The sequence below is a fragment of the Streptomyces sp. NPDC058964 genome (genome assembly GCF_042741275.1).
Lineage (GTDB): Bacteria > Actinomycetota > Actinomycetes > Streptomycetales > Streptomycetaceae > Streptomyces.
This window is the reverse complement of sequence record NZ_JBHYKH010000021.1, coordinates 1-17,180: the sequence shown is the minus strand read 5'-3', so window position 1 is coordinate 17,180 and position 17,180 is coordinate 1. Positions and strand designations below refer to the sequence as shown.

Below are 17,180 nucleotides of genomic sequence, written 5' to 3'. Positions count from 1 at the left end.
AAAACAACAATATAAAAAAACCCGACCGGGGGGGGGGGTGGGAACCACCAAGCGGGGACGGCTCCGCGGCCGGGCGCGGCCCGGGCCCGCCCCCCGTCCGTCAGAGGTTCTTCACGTGGAACCAGGTGGTGTTGCCGTGGACACCCCGGGTGGTCACCATCACCCGAGAGGGCCGGTGCTTCCGGGCCGCACCACCTGGGTCATCTCGGCGTCGGGGTTGCTGGCGGGGGTGGGCGCCGGACGGCGGGCGGTGTCGCTGATGCGGATGAGGATGCCGATCAGGGCCCAGTTGGCCAGCACGGAGGAACCGCCGTACGCGAGGAACGGCATCGTCATACCGGTCAGCGGGATGAGGCCCATCACACCGCCGGCCACGACGAACACCTGCAGGGCGAAGGCGCCGGACAGGCCGACGGCGAGCAGCTTGCCGAACGGGTCGCGGGCGGCGAGGGCGGTGCGCACACCGCGTTCCACGATCAGGCCGTAGATCAGCAGGATCGCCATGATGCCCGCGAGACCCAGTTCCTCGCCGAAGGTCGCGAGGACGAAGTCGGAGTTCGCGGCGAACTTGATCAGGTCCGAGTGGCCCTGACCCCAGCCGGTGCCGAGGGTGCCGCCGGAGCCGAAGGCCCACAGGGCCTGCATGGACTGCTCGGTGTGCCCGCCCACGCCCTGCTGGCTGAGCGTGTACTCCTTCATCGGGTCGAGCCAGGCCTGGACACGCTGCTGGACGTGCGTCTCGAAGCTCGCCACGCCGACGGCGCCGACCGCGGACATCAGCAGACCGAAAACGATCCAGCTGGTTCGCTCGGTGGCCACGTACAGCATGATCACGAACATGCCGAAGAACAGCAGCGAGGTACCGAGGTCGGTCTCGAAGACGAGGATGAGGATCGAGATCGCCCAGACGACCAGGATGGGGCCGAGGTCGCGGCCGCGAGGCAGGTAGAGACCCATGAAGCGGCGGCTGGCGAGGGCCAGCGCGTCCCGCTTCACCATCAGGTAGCCGGCGAAGAAGATGGCGAGGACGATCTTCGCGAACTCGCCGGGCTGCAGCGAGCCCAGCCCGGGGACCCTGATCCAGATCTTGGCGCCGTAGATGTTGGCCCCGAGGCCAGGCACCAGCGGGAGGATGAGCAGGACCAGGGCGCCGAACATGGAGATGTAGGTGTAGCGCTGCAGGACGCGGTGGTCCTTCAGGAAGGCCAGCACGGCGACGAACATGGCGATGCCCAGCGCGGTGTACAGCAGCTGGCGGGGCGCGGCCGTGACGAAGTTGGGCAGCGACTGCAGCAGCTTCGACTGGTCCAGCCGCCAGATGACCACCAGCCCGAGCCCGTTCAGCAGGGTGGCCAGCGGCAGCAGCAGCGGGTCGGCGTACGGGGCGAACTTGCGCACGCCGAGATGGGCGACACCGGCCAGCAGACCGAGACCGAGACCGTAGCTCAGCAGGCCCGCGGGCACCTGGTTGTTGATGGCCAGGCCCACGTTGGCGTAGGCGAACACCGGGATGGTCACGGCGAACACCAGCAGCGCGAGCTCGGTGTTGCGTCGGCTCGGTGCGCCGATGGCGCCGATCGTGGACGTGTGGTGCGTCGACGTGTTGCTAGTACTGCTCATCGTGTGACAGGGCCTCTCACGGCTTGCCTACTGCTTACCGCACAGCGAGACGACCTTCTGCTCATCCTCCGAGAGAGTGGGCCCGGGGCTGGGAGTCGCGGTCGCGGACGGGGTAGAGGACGGAGACTTCGAGGGGGACGTCGAGGAGGGTGACGAGGCCGACGGGTTGGGTGTCGGTGAAGCCTTGGACGTGAGGGAGGTACGGGTGGTTCCCGTGGTGCCTCCGGCCTCGCCCTGGCCCGTCCTGGCGTTCTTCTCGCTCTCGGCCGCCGTGCGCTGTGCCTCCTTCTTGCAGGCCGAGGCCTGCACGGACAGCTCCTGGACCTTCGACTGGGCCCGGGTGAGGTCGCCCTGCGGGATCGTGTTCTTGACCTGCTTCTGCTGGTAGGGCGGCAGGTACTTGAGTTCGATCTCGGGGTGGTCCTTCTCGACCTTCGACAGCGACACCCAGGCGAGGTCCTGGTTGATGCCGCGGTACAGCGCGACGTGCTTGCCGTTGGCGCCGACGTAGTACTGCGTCTGGGTCCAGCGGTAGCCGCCGTAGAGGCCGCCGCCGATGACCGCGAGGGCGAGACCGCCGTAGAGAGATCTCTTCAGCCACCTGCGGCCCTTGCGCGGCTTGACGAAGTCGTCGTCGGTGTAGTCGCCGAAGCTGCCCGCGGGGATGTAGCCGGTGGTGTCGCCGGATCCGGGCGGGCCGAACTCGCCGCCGCCCTGGCCGTGTCCCTGGCGCCCGAGGTGCGAGGCGCGTCCGGCCGGGGTCTGCATGATGCCGTTGTCGTGCAGGTGGAGCTGGTTCTCGGCGACCGCGCCGACCACCACGGGGGTGTCGGAGAGCTGGCCGGCGAGGGTGTCCCCGGTGTCCAGGTCCAGGACGTCGGCGACGATGACGGTGATGTTGTCGGGGCCGCCGCCGCGCAGCGCGAGCTGGATCAGCTCCTGCACGGTCTCCTGCGGGCCCTGGTAGCTGGCGAGGGTCTCCTCCATCGTCTGGTGGGAGACGACGCCGGAGAGGCCGTCGGAGCAGATCAGGTAGCGGTCGCCGGCACGGACCTCGCGGATGGACAGGTCGGGTTCGACGTGGTCGCCGCTGCCCAGTGCCCGCATGAGGAGGGACCGCTGCGGGTGCGTGGTCGCCTCCTCCTCGGTGATCCGGCCCTCGTCGACCAGGCGCTGCACCCAGGTGTGGTCCTGCGTGATCTGTGTGAGGACGCCGTCGCGCAGGAGGTAGGCGCGGGAGTCCCCGACGTGCACCAGGCCGAGGCGCTGGCCGGTCCACAACAGGGCGGTGAGCGTGGTGCCCATGCCCTCCAGCTGCGGGTCCTCCTCGACCATGGCGCGCAGCTGGTCGTTGGCGCGCTGCACGGCGTGGCCGAGGGAGGTGAGGATGTCGGAGCCGGGTACGTCGTCGTCGAGCGTGACCAGCGTGGAGATCACCTCGGAGGAGGCGACCTCGCCCGCGGCCTGTCCGCCCATGCCGTCGGCGATGGCGAGCAGGCGCGGACCGGCGTAGCCGGAGTCCTCGTTGCCCTCCCGGATCATGCCTTTGTGCGATCCGGCGGCGAAGCGCAGTGACAGACTCATGCGCACCTCGCCCGTCGGCTCCGGGTACATCCGCACGGTGCCCACCCTCCGGTCGGGAGCGCGCCGAGGACCGTGATGCGGTCCGCCGCTGCGTGCTCGCTCCGCTCGCTCATTGTCGTACTACTTCCGCAGCTCGATGACGGTCTTGCCGATGCGGATCGGTGCGCCCAGCGGGATCGGTGTGGGGGTCGTCAGCCGGGACCGGTCCAGGTATGTGCCATTGGTGGAGCCGAGGTCCTCGACGATCCACTGGCCGTCGCGGTCCGGGTAGATCCTGGCATGGCGGCTGGAGGCGTAGTCGTCGTCCAGCACGATCGTGGAGTCGTGGGCGCGGCCCAGGGTGATCGTCTGCCCCTGGAGCGCGACGGTCGTTCCGGTGAGGGTGCCTTCGCTCACGACCAGTTTGGTGGGGGCGTTGCGGCGCTGGCGGCCACCGGACTGCTGGCCGCGCTGCTGAGGGGGCGCGGACTGCTGCCGTGCGGCCTGCTGCGGTCGTGCCGCCTCCCTGCGCGCTCCGCGCTGGGTGACGCGCGTACCGAACAGGTCGCTGCGGATGACCTGCACGGCCACGATCACGAACAGCCACAGTACGGCCAGGAAACCCAGCCGCATGACCGTGAGGGTCAGCTCTGACATTGCCCCCGCTTCACCCTTCGGCTTGCCGGTAAATGATGGTGGTGCTGCCCACGACGATCCGCGAGCCGTCGCGGAGCGTAGCGCGGGTGGTGTGCTGCCCGTCCACCACGATGCCGTTGGTGGAGCCGAGATCCTGGATCGTCGAGGGCGTTCCGGTCCGGATCTCGCAGTGCCGGCGGGAGACGCCGGGGTCGTCGATCCGCACGTCGGCTTCGGTGCTGCGGCCCAGCACCAGCGTCGGGCGGGAGATCTGGTGGCGGCTGCCGTTGATCTCGATCCAGTAGCGGGTGCGCCCGCCGCTCGCCGGACGCTGTCCGGCGGCCGGGGGGTAACCGTAGCCGCCGGGGCGGCCGCCGGGCGGCGGCGCGGACGGCATGGGCGGTGCTCCGGCGGGCGGGGCGGCCGGCGGGTACCCGTAGCCGCCCGGGGCGCCCTGGCCGGGTCGTCCGGCCGGCGGGGCCTGCTGGCTGCTGGACGAGGCGAGCGTCCGGCTGCGCACCCGGTACAGACCGGTGTCCAGGTCGTCCGCCTTCTCCAGGTTGACCTTGATCGGCCCCATGAAGGTGTAGCGCTGCTGCTTCGCGTAGTCGCGCACCATTCCGGCGAGCTCGTCGCCGAGCTGGCCGGAGTAGGGGCTGAGGCGCTCGTGGTCGGGCGCGCTCAGCTCCACGATGAAGTCGTTGGGCACGACGGTCCGGTCGCGGTTCCAGATGGTCGCGTTGTTGTCGCACTCGCGCTGGAGCGCGCCGGCGATCTCGACGGGCTGGACCTCGGACTTGAACACCTTGGCGAAGGTGCCGTTGACCAGACCTTCGAGACGCTGCTCGAACTTCTTCAGGACTCCCACGGGGCACCTCCTCCGTCGCTGCTGCCGTACTGCCTTGCCTGGTACTGCTTACTGATCGTATCCACGCGCCCGGCAATCAGCCGGTTCCCCCAGCGGCTCCCCTTCGAACTCCCTCTGTCCAAGGATCGTAGAGGCGGGCCATCACCAGTGTCCCGCACCTGACTGTGGACCCGGTCCGCCTCCTGGGGAGATGAGCGGGACCGGTACGAGGTTGATACGTGAACAGGGACTCCTCGGTACACGGCTCTGCGGCTCGGTTGGGGGCCGATAAGGGATGTGAACCCACCCTGCCCGACGTGCTAATGTTCTCGATGTCGGAAGGGGCCGCCCCGAAAGGGAAGAGGCCGGAAGACACACCCAATGCGCGGGTGGCGGAATAGGCAGACGCGCTGGATTCAGGTTCCAGTGCCCGCAAGGGCGTGGGGGTTCAACTCCCCCCTCGCGCACAGAGGCAAAGGGCCCATCGTGATCACGATGGGCCCTTTGCCGTGTCCGTCACGCCCTTCATCCACCCCGTTCTGACGGTGTGATGAGTCTCTCAGGCTCGCGGGTGGCGCAGGGCGAGTGCGGTGGCGCCCACGGAGGCCGTTACGGCGAGCAGGGCGCAGGCCCCCGAACGGTGCCCCGGGCGATGTCCGGGGACGCGCGGGACGGACGGCGCCGACTGCAGGCGCAGCAGGTCGAGCCCCGCGACCAGCAGACCCAGCAGACCCAGCAGTGCACCGGACGCGATCACGGTCGGCGCCTCGGCGGCCACCAGCCGCAGCGCCTGCCCGCAGGTCGCCCCCGCCGGCCGCAGCGCGGTCGGGTCGCGGAGCTGGTCCGGGGCCGCCATGACCATGGTGTTGGCCACGGAGACGCCGCTGCGGAGGAGGGCGCTGCCCGGGATCAGCAGCAGGCCCGGCCAGGTCGTGCGGTCGGTGCCCGGCCGGTGCTCGCGCAACCACTCCTGCGGCGTCAGCATCTGCCCGCCCGGGCCGCGCGCCGCTGCGCGCAGGCCCGGCGGCCACCCTGTCGGTGTCGGTGTCGGTGTCGGTGTCGGTGTCCGGCGTCGGCGGCGAGTGCGACGTCGACCCGGTCGACGGGGCGGCGATGCGTTGCTCGGGGTGACGTAGACGCCGTTGTCCCCGGATCCGGTGGTCATCACCGCTGCGATCCGCAGGGTCCGCTCTGAGGGTGTGCTCGAAGTCCCGTGCTGGGGCTGGGCCCGGGTTTTCCACAGCAGTGGAGTTGTCCACAGGGTCTGACGGGTTTCGGCCACCGGCTGTACGGTCTGCACGAGTTGATGTTCGAGCGTGCGTGTGGACGCGGGGGAGGCGGTCGCGGTGACCGAGGCCGGAGCGGAAGTGGCGGAGACGGCGGCGGGCGGGGAGCGCAGGCTGCCCCGGGTGGGCGGCTTCGCCCAGTGGCCGCGGCAGGGGTCTCCGAAGGAGGAGGGCAAGGCGCTGCGTACACGCGTCCCGCGCGGCACGCACAGCACCCTCGACCTGGACGGCTCCCGCCCCGACGCGGTGAACGCGGTCGAGGAGTCCAACCACGGCCGCATCGCCGGGCTCACGCCGATACGGGTGGGCAGGATGGCCGCGACCCCCTTCGCCTTCCTGCGCGGCTCGGCCGGCCTCATGGCCTACGACCTGGCGCGCACCCCCACGACCAGGATCGGCACGCAGATCTGCGGTGACGCGCACGCGGCCAACTTCGGCCTGTACGGCGACGCCCGAGGCGGTCTGGTCATCGACCTGAACGACTTCGACGAGACCGTGCACGGCCCCTGGGAGTGGGACCTCAAGCGGCTCGCCGCCTCGCTGGTGCTGGCGGGCCGGGAGGCGGGCGCCGACGAGGACACCTGCCGCAAGGCGGCGTACGACGCGGTGGGCGCCTACCGGCGCACCATGCGCCTGCTGGCCAAGCTGCCGGTCCTGGACGCCTGGAATGCCATCGCGGACGAGGAGCTCGTCTCGCACACCGACGCCCACGACCTGCTCGGCACGTTGGAGCGGGTCTCGGAGAAGGCGCGGGCCAACACCAGCGGGAAGTTCGCGGCGAAGTCGACCGAGGCCGCCGAGGACGGCGGGCGCCGGTTCGTGGACGCCCCGCCGGTGCTGCGGCGTGTCGAGGACGCGGAGGCCGCGGCGGTGGCGGCGTCCCTGGAGTCGTACGTGGCGACGCTCTCGGAGGACCGTTTTCCGCTGCTGGCCCGGCACGCGGTGCACGACGTGGCGTTCCGGGTGGTCGGCACAGGCAGTGTGGGCACGCGGTCGTATGTCGTCCTGCTCCTGGACCACCGCGGTGAGCCGCTGGTCCTGCAGGTCAAGGAGGCCCGCCCGTCCGCGCTGGTCCCGCATCTGGCGACGGCCGGATTCGACGCGGCGCCCGTGGAGCACGAGGGCCGGCGCGTGGTGCTGGGCCAGAAGCGCATGCAGGTGGTCAGCGACATCCTGCTGGGCTGGACGACGGTCGACGGCCGCCCCTTCCAGGTCCGTCAGTTCCGCAACCGCAAGGGCAGCGTCGACCCGGCCGCCCTCGCCGCCGACCAGGTCGACGACTACGGCCGCATGACCGGCGCCCTGCTGGCCCGCGCCCACTCCCACAGCGCCGACCCCCGTCTGATCGCCGGCTACTGCGGCAAGAACGAGGAACTGGACGAGGCGATAGCCGAGTTCTCGGTCCGCTATGCCGACCGCACGGAGGCGGACCACGCGGACCTGGTGGCGGCGGTGAGCTCGGGACGGATCGCGGCGGAGATGGGCGTGTGACGGGTACCGGAGCCGAACGGCCGGGGGCGGCGCGGTGAGGTACGTCGAGCTGAACGAGGGCGAGGAGGGGGTCTTCATCGACCCCCGGCCCTACCTGGCACGGCTCCCGGACCTCGCGGAGAGCCTGCCGCCCGGAGCACGCGCGTTCGCCACCGATGCCGGCCACTACGACTTCGGCGGCAGACGCTGTGTGAAGGATCTGCGGCCGCAGCGGATGCGGCGTACGGGCGCCGACGACATCGAGATCCGCTTCCGGCACAACTGCTGGAAGCACGACGAGGACCTGGTCATCCGCTACCGGGGCGTCTCGCGCTTCCAGACGGACGTACTGGGCTTGTGCGACCTGGCGTCTCTCGGCGACGTGATCCTCGACGAGATCCTCCCCCGCCCCGGCGGCTGCACCCACGAACTGTCCTGCCGGCCCGGCACGCTCGTGGTCGCCTGCCGGGATCTGGTGGCCCGATGGGTGGCCGCGGACTGTCCCGAGGCCCGGGAGCCGTCCTGATCCGGGCCACCGCGGGCGACGGGTTTCGGCCGTGGCCTACGCTGTTCGCGTGACGACCCCGGAAGCTGAGCAGTCCCCGCCGCCGAGGCCCGAGGAGCGGCTCGAGCAGGCCGTGTGGGCCGCCGAGCAGGCCCTGATCGAGTACGAGATCGCGCTGGAGACCTTCCGCGTCGAGGTCGAGAACTTCTCCCGGCTGCACGACCAGAAACTCGGCCCCATGTATGCCCGGCTGGAGGAGCTGGACGCACGGATCGCCGAGGCCAGGGCCGCCCGCACCGGCGACCCGGAGGACATCCGGATCGCGGAGGAGGCGCGGGCCCGGGTGCTGCCGATCCCCGGGGTCGAGGAGCTGATGCACGGCTGGATGGACGGCCACGGCCTGTACCCGGAGGCCGCGGCGATGCTCACGGACCAGGCGGTACGGCCTCCGCAGCGGGTGCGCCCGGGCGAGGAGGCCCGCAAGCTCTACCGAGACCTGGCCCGCAAGGCCCACCCCGACCTGGCGCAGGAGGAGGCCGAGCGGGAGCGGCGCGAGGAGTTCATCACCCGCGTCAACGCCGCCTACGCCCGGGGTGACGAGGCGCTGCTGCGCGAGCTCGCCGAGGAGTGGGCCGCCGGGCCGGTTCCCGCCGAGCGGCAGCCGAGCCGCGCCGAGGAGCTCTACGCGCGGCTCGAGTGGCTGTCCCAGCGCAAGGAGCTCCTCACCCTGGTCGCCCGGGAACTGGAGGACACCGCGATCGCGGCGATGCTCCGCCTGGCCCCCGAGGACCCCGACGGTCTCCTGGACGAGATCGCCGAGAAGCTCCGCTCGGACGTGGCGGAGCGGGAGGCGGAGCTGGCGGGGCTGCTGGGCCAGGGGTAGCGCCGCGATCCGGCTTCCGCTTTCCTTCGGGTAGCGTCGGAGGCATGAGTTTCGCAGCACGTGTGCCCACGGTCGGGGTCACGGATCTCAATGACGGCGACTTCCTGCTGGACGTCCGCGAGGACGACGAGTGGCAGGCGGGCCACGCCGAGGGGGCACTGCACATCCCCATCAGTGAGTTCGTGGCCCGCTACGGCGAGCTGACCGAAGCGGCTCCGCAGGACGGCCGGGTCCATGTGATCTGCCGGTCCGGCGGCCGTTCGGCCCAGGTCACCATGTATCTGGTGCAGCAGGGCATCGACGCCGTGAACGTGGACGGCGGCATGCAGGTCTGGCAGGCGGGCGGGCGGCCCCGGGGGACGGACGCGGGCGCGCCCGGCGACCGCCTCTAGGCCGCGCCCGGCCCCGCGAGAGCTCCGGGCCCCGGGCTCGGTCAGCCCAGGGGATGCGCCGCCAGCAGGTCCCCCAGAGCCTCCTCGTGTGCCGCCGCCGGGCCCAGCGCCAGTTCCAGGTGCTTGGCCCAGGCGTGGTACCGGTGCAGGGCGTACTCGGTGTCGGCGCCGAACCCGCCGTGCAGATGCTGGGCGGTCTGCACCACCCTTCGTACGCCCTCCGAGGCCCAGATCTTCGCCACGGCGACGTCCCCGGAGGCGGGCAGGGCGCCGGGCGCTCCCGAGGCGATCCGCCACGCTGCCTGCCAGAGGGTGGCCTCCATCGCGCGCAGGTCGATGTAGCGGTCGGCGGCCTGGACGGCGACGGCCTGGAACGTCGCGATCGGGTGCCCGAACTGCTCGCGCTTGCCGGTGTACTCACTGGTCATCGCGAGCACCCGCTCGCCCAGCCCGAGGGCCAGTGCGCACGTCCCCGTGACGAGCAACTCCCGCAGCCACTGCCACGCCCCGTCGGCGTCGACGACCTCGGCGGCCGTGATCCGCACGGACTCCAGGCGCAGCTCGCCCAGCCGCTCCCCGCTGGTGGAGACCTGCTCGGACAGGACCACACCGTCGTGGTCGCGGGGCACCAGGGCGAGGACGCTCCCACCGGCGCCGGTGTGCGCGGGCACGAGGGTCAGATCGGCGTCGTACGCCCACGGCACCGCCGTCTGCACGCCGTCCAGCACCCACCCGTCACCGTCCCGCCGTGCGGTAACGGCGAGTTCGGCCGGGTCGTGGCCGGTGCGGCCGTTCGCGGCGACGGTGAGCACGAGTTCACCGCGCCCGGCCCGCGGCAGCAGCCGGGCCGCCGTCTCCTTGCCGCCGAAGGCCTGTACGGCCGCGGCGGCCGCGCTGTTCTCGAGGAGCGGTACCCGGCCCAGTACCTTTCCGGACTCCCGCAGCACCAGGCACAGCGCGATGGGGTCCAGGCCCGCACCGCCGTACTCCGCGTCGAACAGCAGGCTCAGCAGGTCCGCGTCGGCGAGCCTGGCCCACAGCGCGCGGTCGAAGCCGTCGGCCACGGCACCCGTGGTGAGCGCCGGGCTCGGCACCGTGTCGGGTGCCACCCCGGCGAACACGCCCCGGGCCGCCTCGGCCGCCGCCAGCTGCTCCTCGCTGAAGGTGAAGTCCACGGTGCTGTCCCTCCCGGCGGATCCGTTGATCTGACGGACCGTCAAGATAGAACAGGTTCTAGAAGAAGGGAACGGTGGGGCGGTGAGCCGCTGCCACCGGCCGAGGCCGGGCTCCTCCGAATCGCGGTGGCGGCCCGGGGTGCAATCCGCGTCACGCCAGGTCACGGCCTCGCGACGGAACGCGTCCGTGCGGTGACGCCCGGGAGCCGGGTGTGTGCGGTGGGCGCGGGAGTACGGACGGGAGTGGTGATGGCCACGTGAACGGGTGCCTCCTCGGGGCTGCGCCCGGCGGGTGGGGCTGAGTACCGTTCCGTGCGAGCGCCGAGGAGCGGTGCTCGCGGACCGTGCGACGCCCTGCGGCGGGGCGGCCGCCGGACGGAGCGGGATCGGGGAACGGGGCGCAATGGACGCGTACGACGAGGACTCGGACGCCCCGCACGGGCCGGACGTGACGGAGTCCGCCGGCCCCTCCTCGGCTCCCCGTACCGGTGTCGCCGCGCTCTCGCCCCGCTACCAGATCGGGGCGGCCCTGGCCCTCGCCGTCGTCGCGGTGACCGCCTGCGTGCACATCGGGATGGTGTTTCTGCACGTCGCGCCGGCGAACACGGCGACGAAGCAGCACGGCAAGGCGATCGACGAGTGGATCTACCCGGAGTTCGAGCAGAACTGGAAGCTGTTCGCGCCGAACCCGCTGCAGCAGGACATAGCGGTCCAGGTGCGGGCGCAGGTCCGCACGGCCGACGGCACCACCACGACCACCGGCTGGAACGACCTGTCCGCGCGCGACGGCGAGGCGATCGACGGCAATCCGCTGCCCAGTCACACCCAGCAGAACGAACTGCGCCGGGCGTTCGACTTCTACTCCGCCACGCACGACGCCGAGAACCGCCCGGTGGGTCTGCGCGGCTCGCTCTCCGAGCAGTATCTGCGCCGGATCGTGGTGATGCGCCTCTACCGCGAGGACGCGACGAGCCGGAAGGGCACCGTGCAGAGTGTGCAGGTCCGCTCCCGGACCACCAATGTGCCTCCGCCGAAGTGGAGCCACGAGCAGGTCTCCGGCACGCCGGTCTACCGCCTGCTGCCCTGGTGGACGGTCACGGACGCCGAGGCCGCGAGGGGTGTGAAGTGAACCGTCTCTTCCTGTCGGTCTCCCGCGGCATCGCCCGTGTCACCGGGTCCGCCCTCGGCCCGCACCAGAGCGCCGTGATCCGTGTCGGCTTCGCCGGGACCTGGCTGCTGTTCCTGCTGCGCGAGTTCCCCCACCGCCAGGAGCTGTACGGCCCCGACGGCCCGTGGAGCTCGAACCTCGCCCAGCAGCTGACCTCGGACAACGGCGCCTTCACCGCCCTGCTGTGGTTCGACGGGCAGGCCTGGTTCGAGACGTGCTACGTGCTGGCCGTCGCGGCGAGCGTCCTGCTGTTGCTGGGCTGGCGCACGCGCGCGATGTCCGTGCTGTTCATGGTCGGTGTGCTCTCACTGCAGAACCGCAGCATCTTCATGGGTGACGGCGGCGACAACGTGCTGCACCTGATGTCCGTCTATCTGGTGTTCACGCGCTGCGGCCAGGTCTGGTCCCTGGACGCGCGCCGGGCGGCGCGCGCGGAGAGGGCACGCGCGCGTGGCGAGCGGGTGGTGGACCGGGTGGGACCGGCGCTCTGGGCGGTGTCCGGTACGGCACTGTGCGCGGTGACGCTGGCGGGCCGCCTCGACAGCGACCGGCTGGTGCCCGCGCTCATGTGGACGGCGTGGGCGGCGCTGGGCCTGTGGTGGCTGGCCGGCCGCCTCACGCGATCGGGCGAGCCGCGGATCCTGCTGGACGTGATCGCCAACGTCCTCCACAACGGTGCCCTGTTCGTGATCATGGCCGAGGCGTGCCTGATCTACGCCACGGCCGGCTGGTACAAGATCCAGGGATCGCGCTGGCAGGACGGCACCGCGGTCTACTACCCGCTCCACCTCGCCTCCTTCTCGCCCTGGCCCTCCCTGGCCGACCTGATGTCCTCCAACGGCACGATGGTCATGCTGGTGACGTACGGGACGGTGATCGTGCAGGTCGCCTTCCCGTTCACGCTGTTCAACCGACGGGCCAAGAACGTGCTGCTGGCCGCGATGATGATCGAGCACGCCGTGATCGCTGTCGTCCTCGGGCTGCCCTTCTTCTCGCTGGCGATGATCGCCACCGACGCGGTGTTCCTGCCCACGTCGTTCCTGACCCGCCTCGGCGGCTGGGCGGCACGGGCGCGTGCCCGAGTGCCGGCGCGCGGGAGCCGTGCGCTGCCGTCCCCCCGGGCCCCGGAGGAGGGGGAGCCCGCCCGCGTAGGCTTCACGGCATGACCGACCCCGTGACCCTCTGGCGTGAGCACGCCGCTTCCGCCGTACTGCTCGACGGCTTCCACGCCCTCAAGCACGCGGTGCGCTTCGGGGCCGGGATCCCGGTGGCGGTGACCACGGACCGGCGGGCGGCGCTCGCCCTCGCCGACGAGCTGGCCCCGGACGTGCGGGACGCGCTGGCCACGCTCCTGACCGAGGTGTCCGGGCAGACGTACGCCTCGTTCGTCCCGCGCCCGCATCCCACCGGGGTGGCCGCGCTGGCCGTACGGCCGTCCCGCGAGGCGAATCTGCGGGCACTCGCGCGTACGCCGCGCACCGCGCCCGTCGTGGTCCTCGACAATCCGCGCAACCTGGGCAACGCAGGTGCGGTGATCCGGCTGGCCGCGGGATTCGGGGCGGCCGGGGTGGTCACCACCGGCACGCTCGACCCCTGGCACCCCACCGTGGTGCGCGGCGGGGCGGGGCTGCACTTCGCGACCGCCGTGGAGCGGCTGACGGTGGCGGAGCTGCCGTCCGGGCCGCTGTTCGCGCTCGACCCGGAGGGCGAGGACATCCGGGGCGTGAAGCTGCCGGACGACGCCGTGCTGGCCTTCGGCTCCGAGCGGAGCGGGCTCTCCGCCGAGCTGCGCGCGCGCACCGATCACCTGGTGGCGCTGCCGATGCGCCCCCAGGTCTCCAGCTACAACCTCGCGACCAGTGTGGCCATGACGCTGTATCACTGGAGCGCCACCGGGGGCGCATCCCTCGCTGTCCAGTACCGCCAGTAGCTGCCGGGCGCGGCTCAGGCCTCCCGGCGGACCTCCACCACCCGGAAGCGGTTCGCCACGAACGCGCCGTCGCACAGCGCCGCGTTGGCCGCCGGGTTGCCGCCCGAGCCATGGAAGTCGGAGAAGGCGGCGGTCTGGTTGACGTACACCCCGCCGGTGAGGTTGAGCGACAGCTGGGCGGACTCCTCCAGGCAGACCTCCTCGACCGCGCGCTCGACGTCCTCGTCGGTCGTGTACGCGCCGACGGTCATCGCGCCCTTCTCGCGGACGGTCCGGCGCAGCAGGTCCACCGCGTCGGCGGCCGAGTCGACCGCGACGGCGAAGGAGACGGGGCCGAAGCACTCGTTCATGTAGGCGGCCTCGTCGTCCGGCTTGGCGCCGTCCAGCTTCACGACGACCGGCGTACGGACCACCGCGCCCGGGAAGTCGGGGTTGGTGACCTCGCGGGAGGCGAGGGCGACCTCGCCGAGTCCGGCAGCGGCCTCCAGCCGGGCCTTCACGTCCGGGTTGACGATCGCGCCGAGCAGGGCGTTCGCGCGCGCGTCGTCCCCGAGGAGACCGTCGACCGAGCGCGCGAGGTCGGTGACGAACTCGTCGAAGGTCCTGGGGCCCTCGTCGGTGCGGATGCCGTCGCGGGGGATCAGCAGGTTCTGCGGGGTGGTGCACATCTGGCCGCTGTACAGGGACAGCGAGAAGGCCAGGTTGGACAGCATGCCCTTGTAGTTCGCGGTCGACTCCACGATCACCGTGTTGACGCCGGCCTTCTCCGTGTAGACCTGCGCCTGGCGGGCATTGGCCTCCAGCCAGTCGCCGAAGCCCGTCGAGCCCGTGTAGTCGATGATCCGGATCTCGGGGCGGACCGCGAGCGTCTTGGCGATGCCCTCGCCGGGCCGCTCGGCGGCCAGCGCGACCAGGTTGGGGTCGAAGCCCGCCTCGGCGAGGACCTGGCGGGCCACCTGCACGGTGAGCGCGAGCGGCAGTACCGCGCGCGGGTGGGGCTTCACCAGGACCGCGTTGCCGGTGGCGAGGGAGGCGAACAGGCCCGGGTAGCCGTTCCACGTCGGGAAGGTGTTGCAGCCGATGAGCAGTGCGATCCCGCGCGGGACCGGCGTGAACGCCTTGGTCAGCGCGAGCGGGTCGCGCTTGCCCTGGGGCTTGGTCCACTCCGCGGTGTCGGGGGTGCGGACCTGCTCCACGTACGCGTACGCCACCGCCTCCAGGCCGCGGTCCTGCGCGTGCGGGCCGCCCGCCTGGAAGGCCATCATGAACGCCTGGCCACTGGTGTGCATGACCGCGTGCGCGAACTCGTGCGTCCGGTCGCTGATGCGCTTGAGGATCTCCAGGCAGACGACGGCCCGGGTCTCCGCGCCGGCGTCCCGCCAGGCGCGCTGCCCCGCCTTCATCGCGGGCAGCAGCGTGTCGACGTCCGCGTGCGGGTAGGTCACGCCGAGCTCGATCCCGTACGGCGAGACCTCGCCGCCGACCCAGTCGTCCGTGCCGGGCTGGCCGAGGTCGACACGGGTGCCCAGGAGGGCGTCGAAGGCGGCCTTGCCGGCGGCCGCGTCCAGGCTGCCGTGCTCGCCGTACGCCTTCGGGTGTTCGGGGTGCGGGGACCAGTACGCGCGCGTGCGGATGGCCTCCAGCGCCTGGTCGAGCGTGGGCCGGTGCTTGGCGATCAGCTCGTGCGCGGTCAGTTCGGCGGCCATGCGGGACCATCTCCTCGTCTCAAGAGCTCTTCGTCGAGCTCATGACCTGGGCAGAAACAGAGGCGGGAACAGGCGGACAGAGTTAGAGTAACCGAACGATCGGTCGGGACAAGGGGGCCTGCCGCATCTGTGGAAAACCCCGTGGGGGAGGATCGCGCACATGACAGCAATCGACCTCAGCAGCCCCGTGGCCGTCGTCGGCACCGGCACCATGGGCCAGGGCATCGCCCAGGTCGCGCTGGTCGCCGGCCATCCCGTGCGGCTGTTCGACACCGTCCCCGGGCGCGCCCAGGACGCCGCCGAAGCGATCGGAGCCCGCCTCGACCGGCTGGTCGCGAAGGACCGGCTCGCCCCGGCCGACCGGGACGCGGCCCGCGCCCGCCTGCTGCCCGCGGACGGCCTGGCTGAGCTCGCGGACTGCGCGCTCGTCGTCGAGGCGGTGCTGGAGCGGCTGGACGTCAAGCAGGAGCTCTTCCGGGCGCTGGAGGAGGTCGTCACCGACGACTGTCTGCTCGCCACCAACACCTCGTCCCTGTCGGTGACGGCCATCGGCGGTGCCCTGCGCAACGCCTCCCGCTTCGTGGGACTGCACTTCTTCAATCCGGCCCCGCTGCTGCCGCTGGTCGAGGTCGTCTCCGGGTTCGCCACCGACGTCACGTCGGCCACGCGCGCCTACGAGACCGCCCGTGCCTGGGGCAAGACCCCGGTGGCCTGCGCCGACACCCCCGGTTTCATCGTCAACCGCATCGCCCGGCCCTTCTACGCCGAGGCCTTCGCGGTCTACGAGGCCCAGGCCGCCGACCCGGTCACCATCGACGCGGTCCTGCGTGAGTGCGGCGGCTTCCGGATGGGCGCCTTCGAGCTGACCGACCTGATCGGACAGGACGTCAACGAGTCCGTCACGCACTCCGTGTGGCAGTCCTTCTTCCAGGACGTCCGCTTCACGCCCTCGCTGGCCCAGCGGCGCCTGGTCGAGTCCGGCCGGCTGGGCCGCAAGTCCGGCCGCGGCTGGTACGACTACGCCGACGACGCCGAGCCCCCCGAGCCGCACACCGCCGAGAAGACCCAGCCGCCCGCCTACGTGGTCGCCGAGGGCGGTCTGGGTCCCGCCTCCGAGCTGCTCGCGCTGATCCGTGAGGCGGGCATCCAGGTCCGCGAGGAGGAAGAGGACCACGGCACCCGGCTGGTGCTGCCCGGCGGCGGCCAGCTGGTGCTCGCCGACGGACAGACCTCCGTCGAGTTCCGCGACGTCGTGTACTTCGACCTCGCGCTCGACTACCGCAGGGCCACGCGTATCGCCCTGTCCGCCTCCCAGGACACCGCGCCACAGACCCTCGCCGAGGCCATCGGGCTCTTCCAGGCGCTCGGCAAGGACGTCAGCGTCATCGGCGACGCCCCCGGAATGATCGTCGCCCGCACCGTCGCCCGGATCGTCGACCTGGCGCACGACGCCGTCGCCAAGGGCGTCGCCACCGAGGAGGACATCGACACCGCGATGCGCCTGGGCGTCAACTACCCTCTGGGTCCCTTCGAATGGAGCCGCAGTCTGGGCCGCGGCTGGGCCTACGACCTGCTGGACGACATGCACCTGCGCGACCCCTCCGGACGCTACGCGCCGTCCCTCGCGCTCTACCGGCATGCGTACGCCACCGAGAAGCGGGAAGGCACCTCATGACCACGGCCAAGCGCGACACCTACACCCCCGAGACGCTGCTTTCCGTGGCGGTCCAGGTCTTCAACGAGCGCGGCTACGACGGCACCTCGATGGAGCACCTGTCCAGGGCCGCGGGCATCTCCAAGTCGTCGATCTACCACCACGTCACCGGCAAGGAGGAGCTCCTGCGCCGGGCCGTGAGCCGGGCCCTGGACGAGCTGTTCGGAATCCTCGACGAGGAGCACGCGCGCGTGGGCTCCGCCGCCGAGCGGCTGGAGTACGTCGTGCGGCGCATGGTCGAGGTGCTGATGGCCGAACTGCCGTACGTGACGCTGCTGCTGCGGG

The 17,180-nt window shown here is 71.6% G+C and carries 16 protein-coding genes and 1 tRNA gene; 10 read left to right on the top strand and 7 right to left on the bottom strand.

All coding sequences use genetic code 11. The features are described from left to right. Positions 1-159: 159 nt before the first annotated feature. The 4 genes from ACFW2E_RS04740 to ACFW2E_RS04725 all read right to left on the bottom strand — a co-directional run bounded on the left by ACFW2E_RS04740 (position 160) and on the right by ACFW2E_RS04725 (position 4,687). Positions 160-1,620, bottom strand: a complete 1,461-nt coding sequence (locus ACFW2E_RS04740) for an FtsW/RodA/SpoVE family cell cycle protein (RefSeq protein ID WP_384461356.1) — start codon at positions 1,618-1,620, stop codon at positions 160-162. 27 nt (positions 1,621-1,647) lie between these two features. Further along, positions 1,648-3,234, bottom strand: a complete 1,587-nt coding sequence (locus ACFW2E_RS04735) for a Stp1/IreP family PP2C-type Ser/Thr phosphatase (protein WP_384461430.1) — start codon at positions 3,232-3,234, stop codon at positions 1,648-1,650. Positions 3,235-3,324: 90 nt separating this feature from the next. Continuing rightward, positions 3,325-3,840 carry an FHA domain-containing protein gene (locus tag ACFW2E_RS04730; protein ID WP_384461353.1) on the bottom strand — a complete coding sequence of 172 codons (516 nt, stop codon included), beginning with the start codon at positions 3,838-3,840 and terminating at the stop codon, positions 3,325-3,327. Positions 3,841-3,850: 10 nt separating this feature from the next. After that, positions 3,851-4,687, bottom strand: a complete 837-nt coding sequence (locus tag ACFW2E_RS04725; protein ID WP_384461351.1) for an FhaA domain-containing protein — start codon at positions 4,685-4,687, stop codon at positions 3,851-3,853. 362 nt (positions 4,688-5,049) lie between these two features. On the opposite strand from ACFW2E_RS04725, the gene ACFW2E_RS04720 reads away from it, so the two are divergent. Next, positions 5,050-5,133 (top strand) — tRNA-Leu (locus ACFW2E_RS04720). A gap of 92 nt (positions 5,134-5,225) precedes the next feature. Here ACFW2E_RS04720 and ACFW2E_RS04715 read toward each other — a convergent pair. Continuing rightward, positions 5,226-5,651 (bottom strand): hypothetical protein, encoded by a 426-nt coding sequence (locus ACFW2E_RS04715; RefSeq protein WP_384461348.1) that lies wholly within the window; start codon positions 5,649-5,651, stop codon positions 5,226-5,228. Positions 5,652-6,012: 361 nt separating this feature from the next. Between ACFW2E_RS04715 and ACFW2E_RS04710 the strand changes: the two genes are divergently transcribed. The 4 genes from ACFW2E_RS04710 to ACFW2E_RS04695 all read left to right on the top strand — a co-directional run bounded on the left by ACFW2E_RS04710 (position 6,013) and on the right by ACFW2E_RS04695 (position 9,202). After that, positions 6,013-7,443: a DUF2252 domain-containing protein gene (locus ACFW2E_RS04710; RefSeq protein WP_384461427.1), complete on the top strand. Its 1,431-nt coding sequence runs from the start codon at positions 6,013-6,015 to the stop codon at positions 7,441-7,443. Between the two features lie 34 nt (positions 7,444-7,477). Beyond that, positions 7,478-7,948 carry a hypothetical protein gene (locus tag ACFW2E_RS04705; RefSeq protein ID WP_384461346.1) on the top strand — a complete coding sequence of 157 codons (471 nt, stop codon included), beginning with the start codon at positions 7,478-7,480 and terminating at the stop codon, positions 7,946-7,948. A gap of 49 nt (positions 7,949-7,997) precedes the next feature. Next, complete coding sequence (locus ACFW2E_RS04700; RefSeq protein WP_384461343.1) at positions 7,998-8,810, top strand: hypothetical protein; 813 nt, start codon at positions 7,998-8,000, stop codon at positions 8,808-8,810. A 62-nt stretch (positions 8,811-8,872) separates the two neighbouring features. Continuing rightward, positions 8,873-9,202: a rhodanese-like domain-containing protein gene (locus ACFW2E_RS04695; RefSeq protein ID WP_384461424.1), complete on the top strand. Its 330-nt coding sequence runs from the start codon at positions 8,873-8,875 to the stop codon at positions 9,200-9,202. 41 nt (positions 9,203-9,243) lie between these two features. On the opposite strand, the gene ACFW2E_RS04690 is transcribed toward ACFW2E_RS04695, so the two are convergent. Continuing rightward, positions 9,244-10,377, bottom strand: coding sequence for an acyl-CoA dehydrogenase family protein (locus ACFW2E_RS04690; RefSeq protein ID WP_384461340.1), 1,134 nt, complete (start codon positions 10,375-10,377; stop codon positions 9,244-9,246). Positions 10,378-10,780: 403 nt separating this feature from the next. On the opposite strand from ACFW2E_RS04690, the gene ACFW2E_RS04685 reads away from it, so the two are divergent. From ACFW2E_RS04685 to ACFW2E_RS04675, 3 genes are read left to right on the top strand one after another with little or no spacing between them, the layout of a single operon-like run. Beyond that, entirely contained in the window at positions 10,781-11,506 is a 726-nt protein-coding gene (locus tag ACFW2E_RS04685) for a DUF5819 family protein (protein WP_384461337.1), read from the top strand. Further along, positions 11,503-12,711, top strand: a complete 1,209-nt coding sequence (locus ACFW2E_RS04680; protein ID WP_384461335.1) for an HTTM domain-containing protein — start codon at positions 11,503-11,505, stop codon at positions 12,709-12,711. Before ACFW2E_RS04685 ends, ACFW2E_RS04680 begins: the two co-directional genes overlap by 4 nt. After that, entirely contained in the window at positions 12,708-13,475 is a 768-nt protein-coding gene (locus ACFW2E_RS04675; RefSeq protein ID WP_384461332.1) for a TrmH family RNA methyltransferase, read from the top strand. The genes ACFW2E_RS04680 and ACFW2E_RS04675 overlap by 4 nt, the downstream gene beginning before the upstream one ends. 14 nt (positions 13,476-13,489) lie before the next feature. Here ACFW2E_RS04675 and paaN read toward each other — a convergent pair whose 3' ends face one another. Beyond that, positions 13,490-15,181, bottom strand: a complete 1,692-nt coding sequence (gene paaN / locus ACFW2E_RS04670; protein ID WP_384461329.1) for a phenylacetic acid degradation protein PaaN — start codon at positions 15,179-15,181, stop codon at positions 13,490-13,492. Positions 15,182-15,341: 160 nt separating this feature from the next. Between paaN and ACFW2E_RS04665 the strand changes: the two genes are divergently transcribed. Next, positions 15,342-16,856, top strand: a complete 1,515-nt coding sequence (locus tag ACFW2E_RS04665) for a 3-hydroxyacyl-CoA dehydrogenase (RefSeq protein WP_384461326.1) — start codon at positions 15,342-15,344, stop codon at positions 16,854-16,856. Further along, a partial coding sequence (locus tag ACFW2E_RS04660) for a TetR/AcrR family transcriptional regulator (RefSeq protein WP_384461324.1) occupies positions 16,853-17,180 on the top strand: 328 nt, incomplete at its 3' end. The genes ACFW2E_RS04665 and ACFW2E_RS04660, both read left to right, overlap by 4 nt.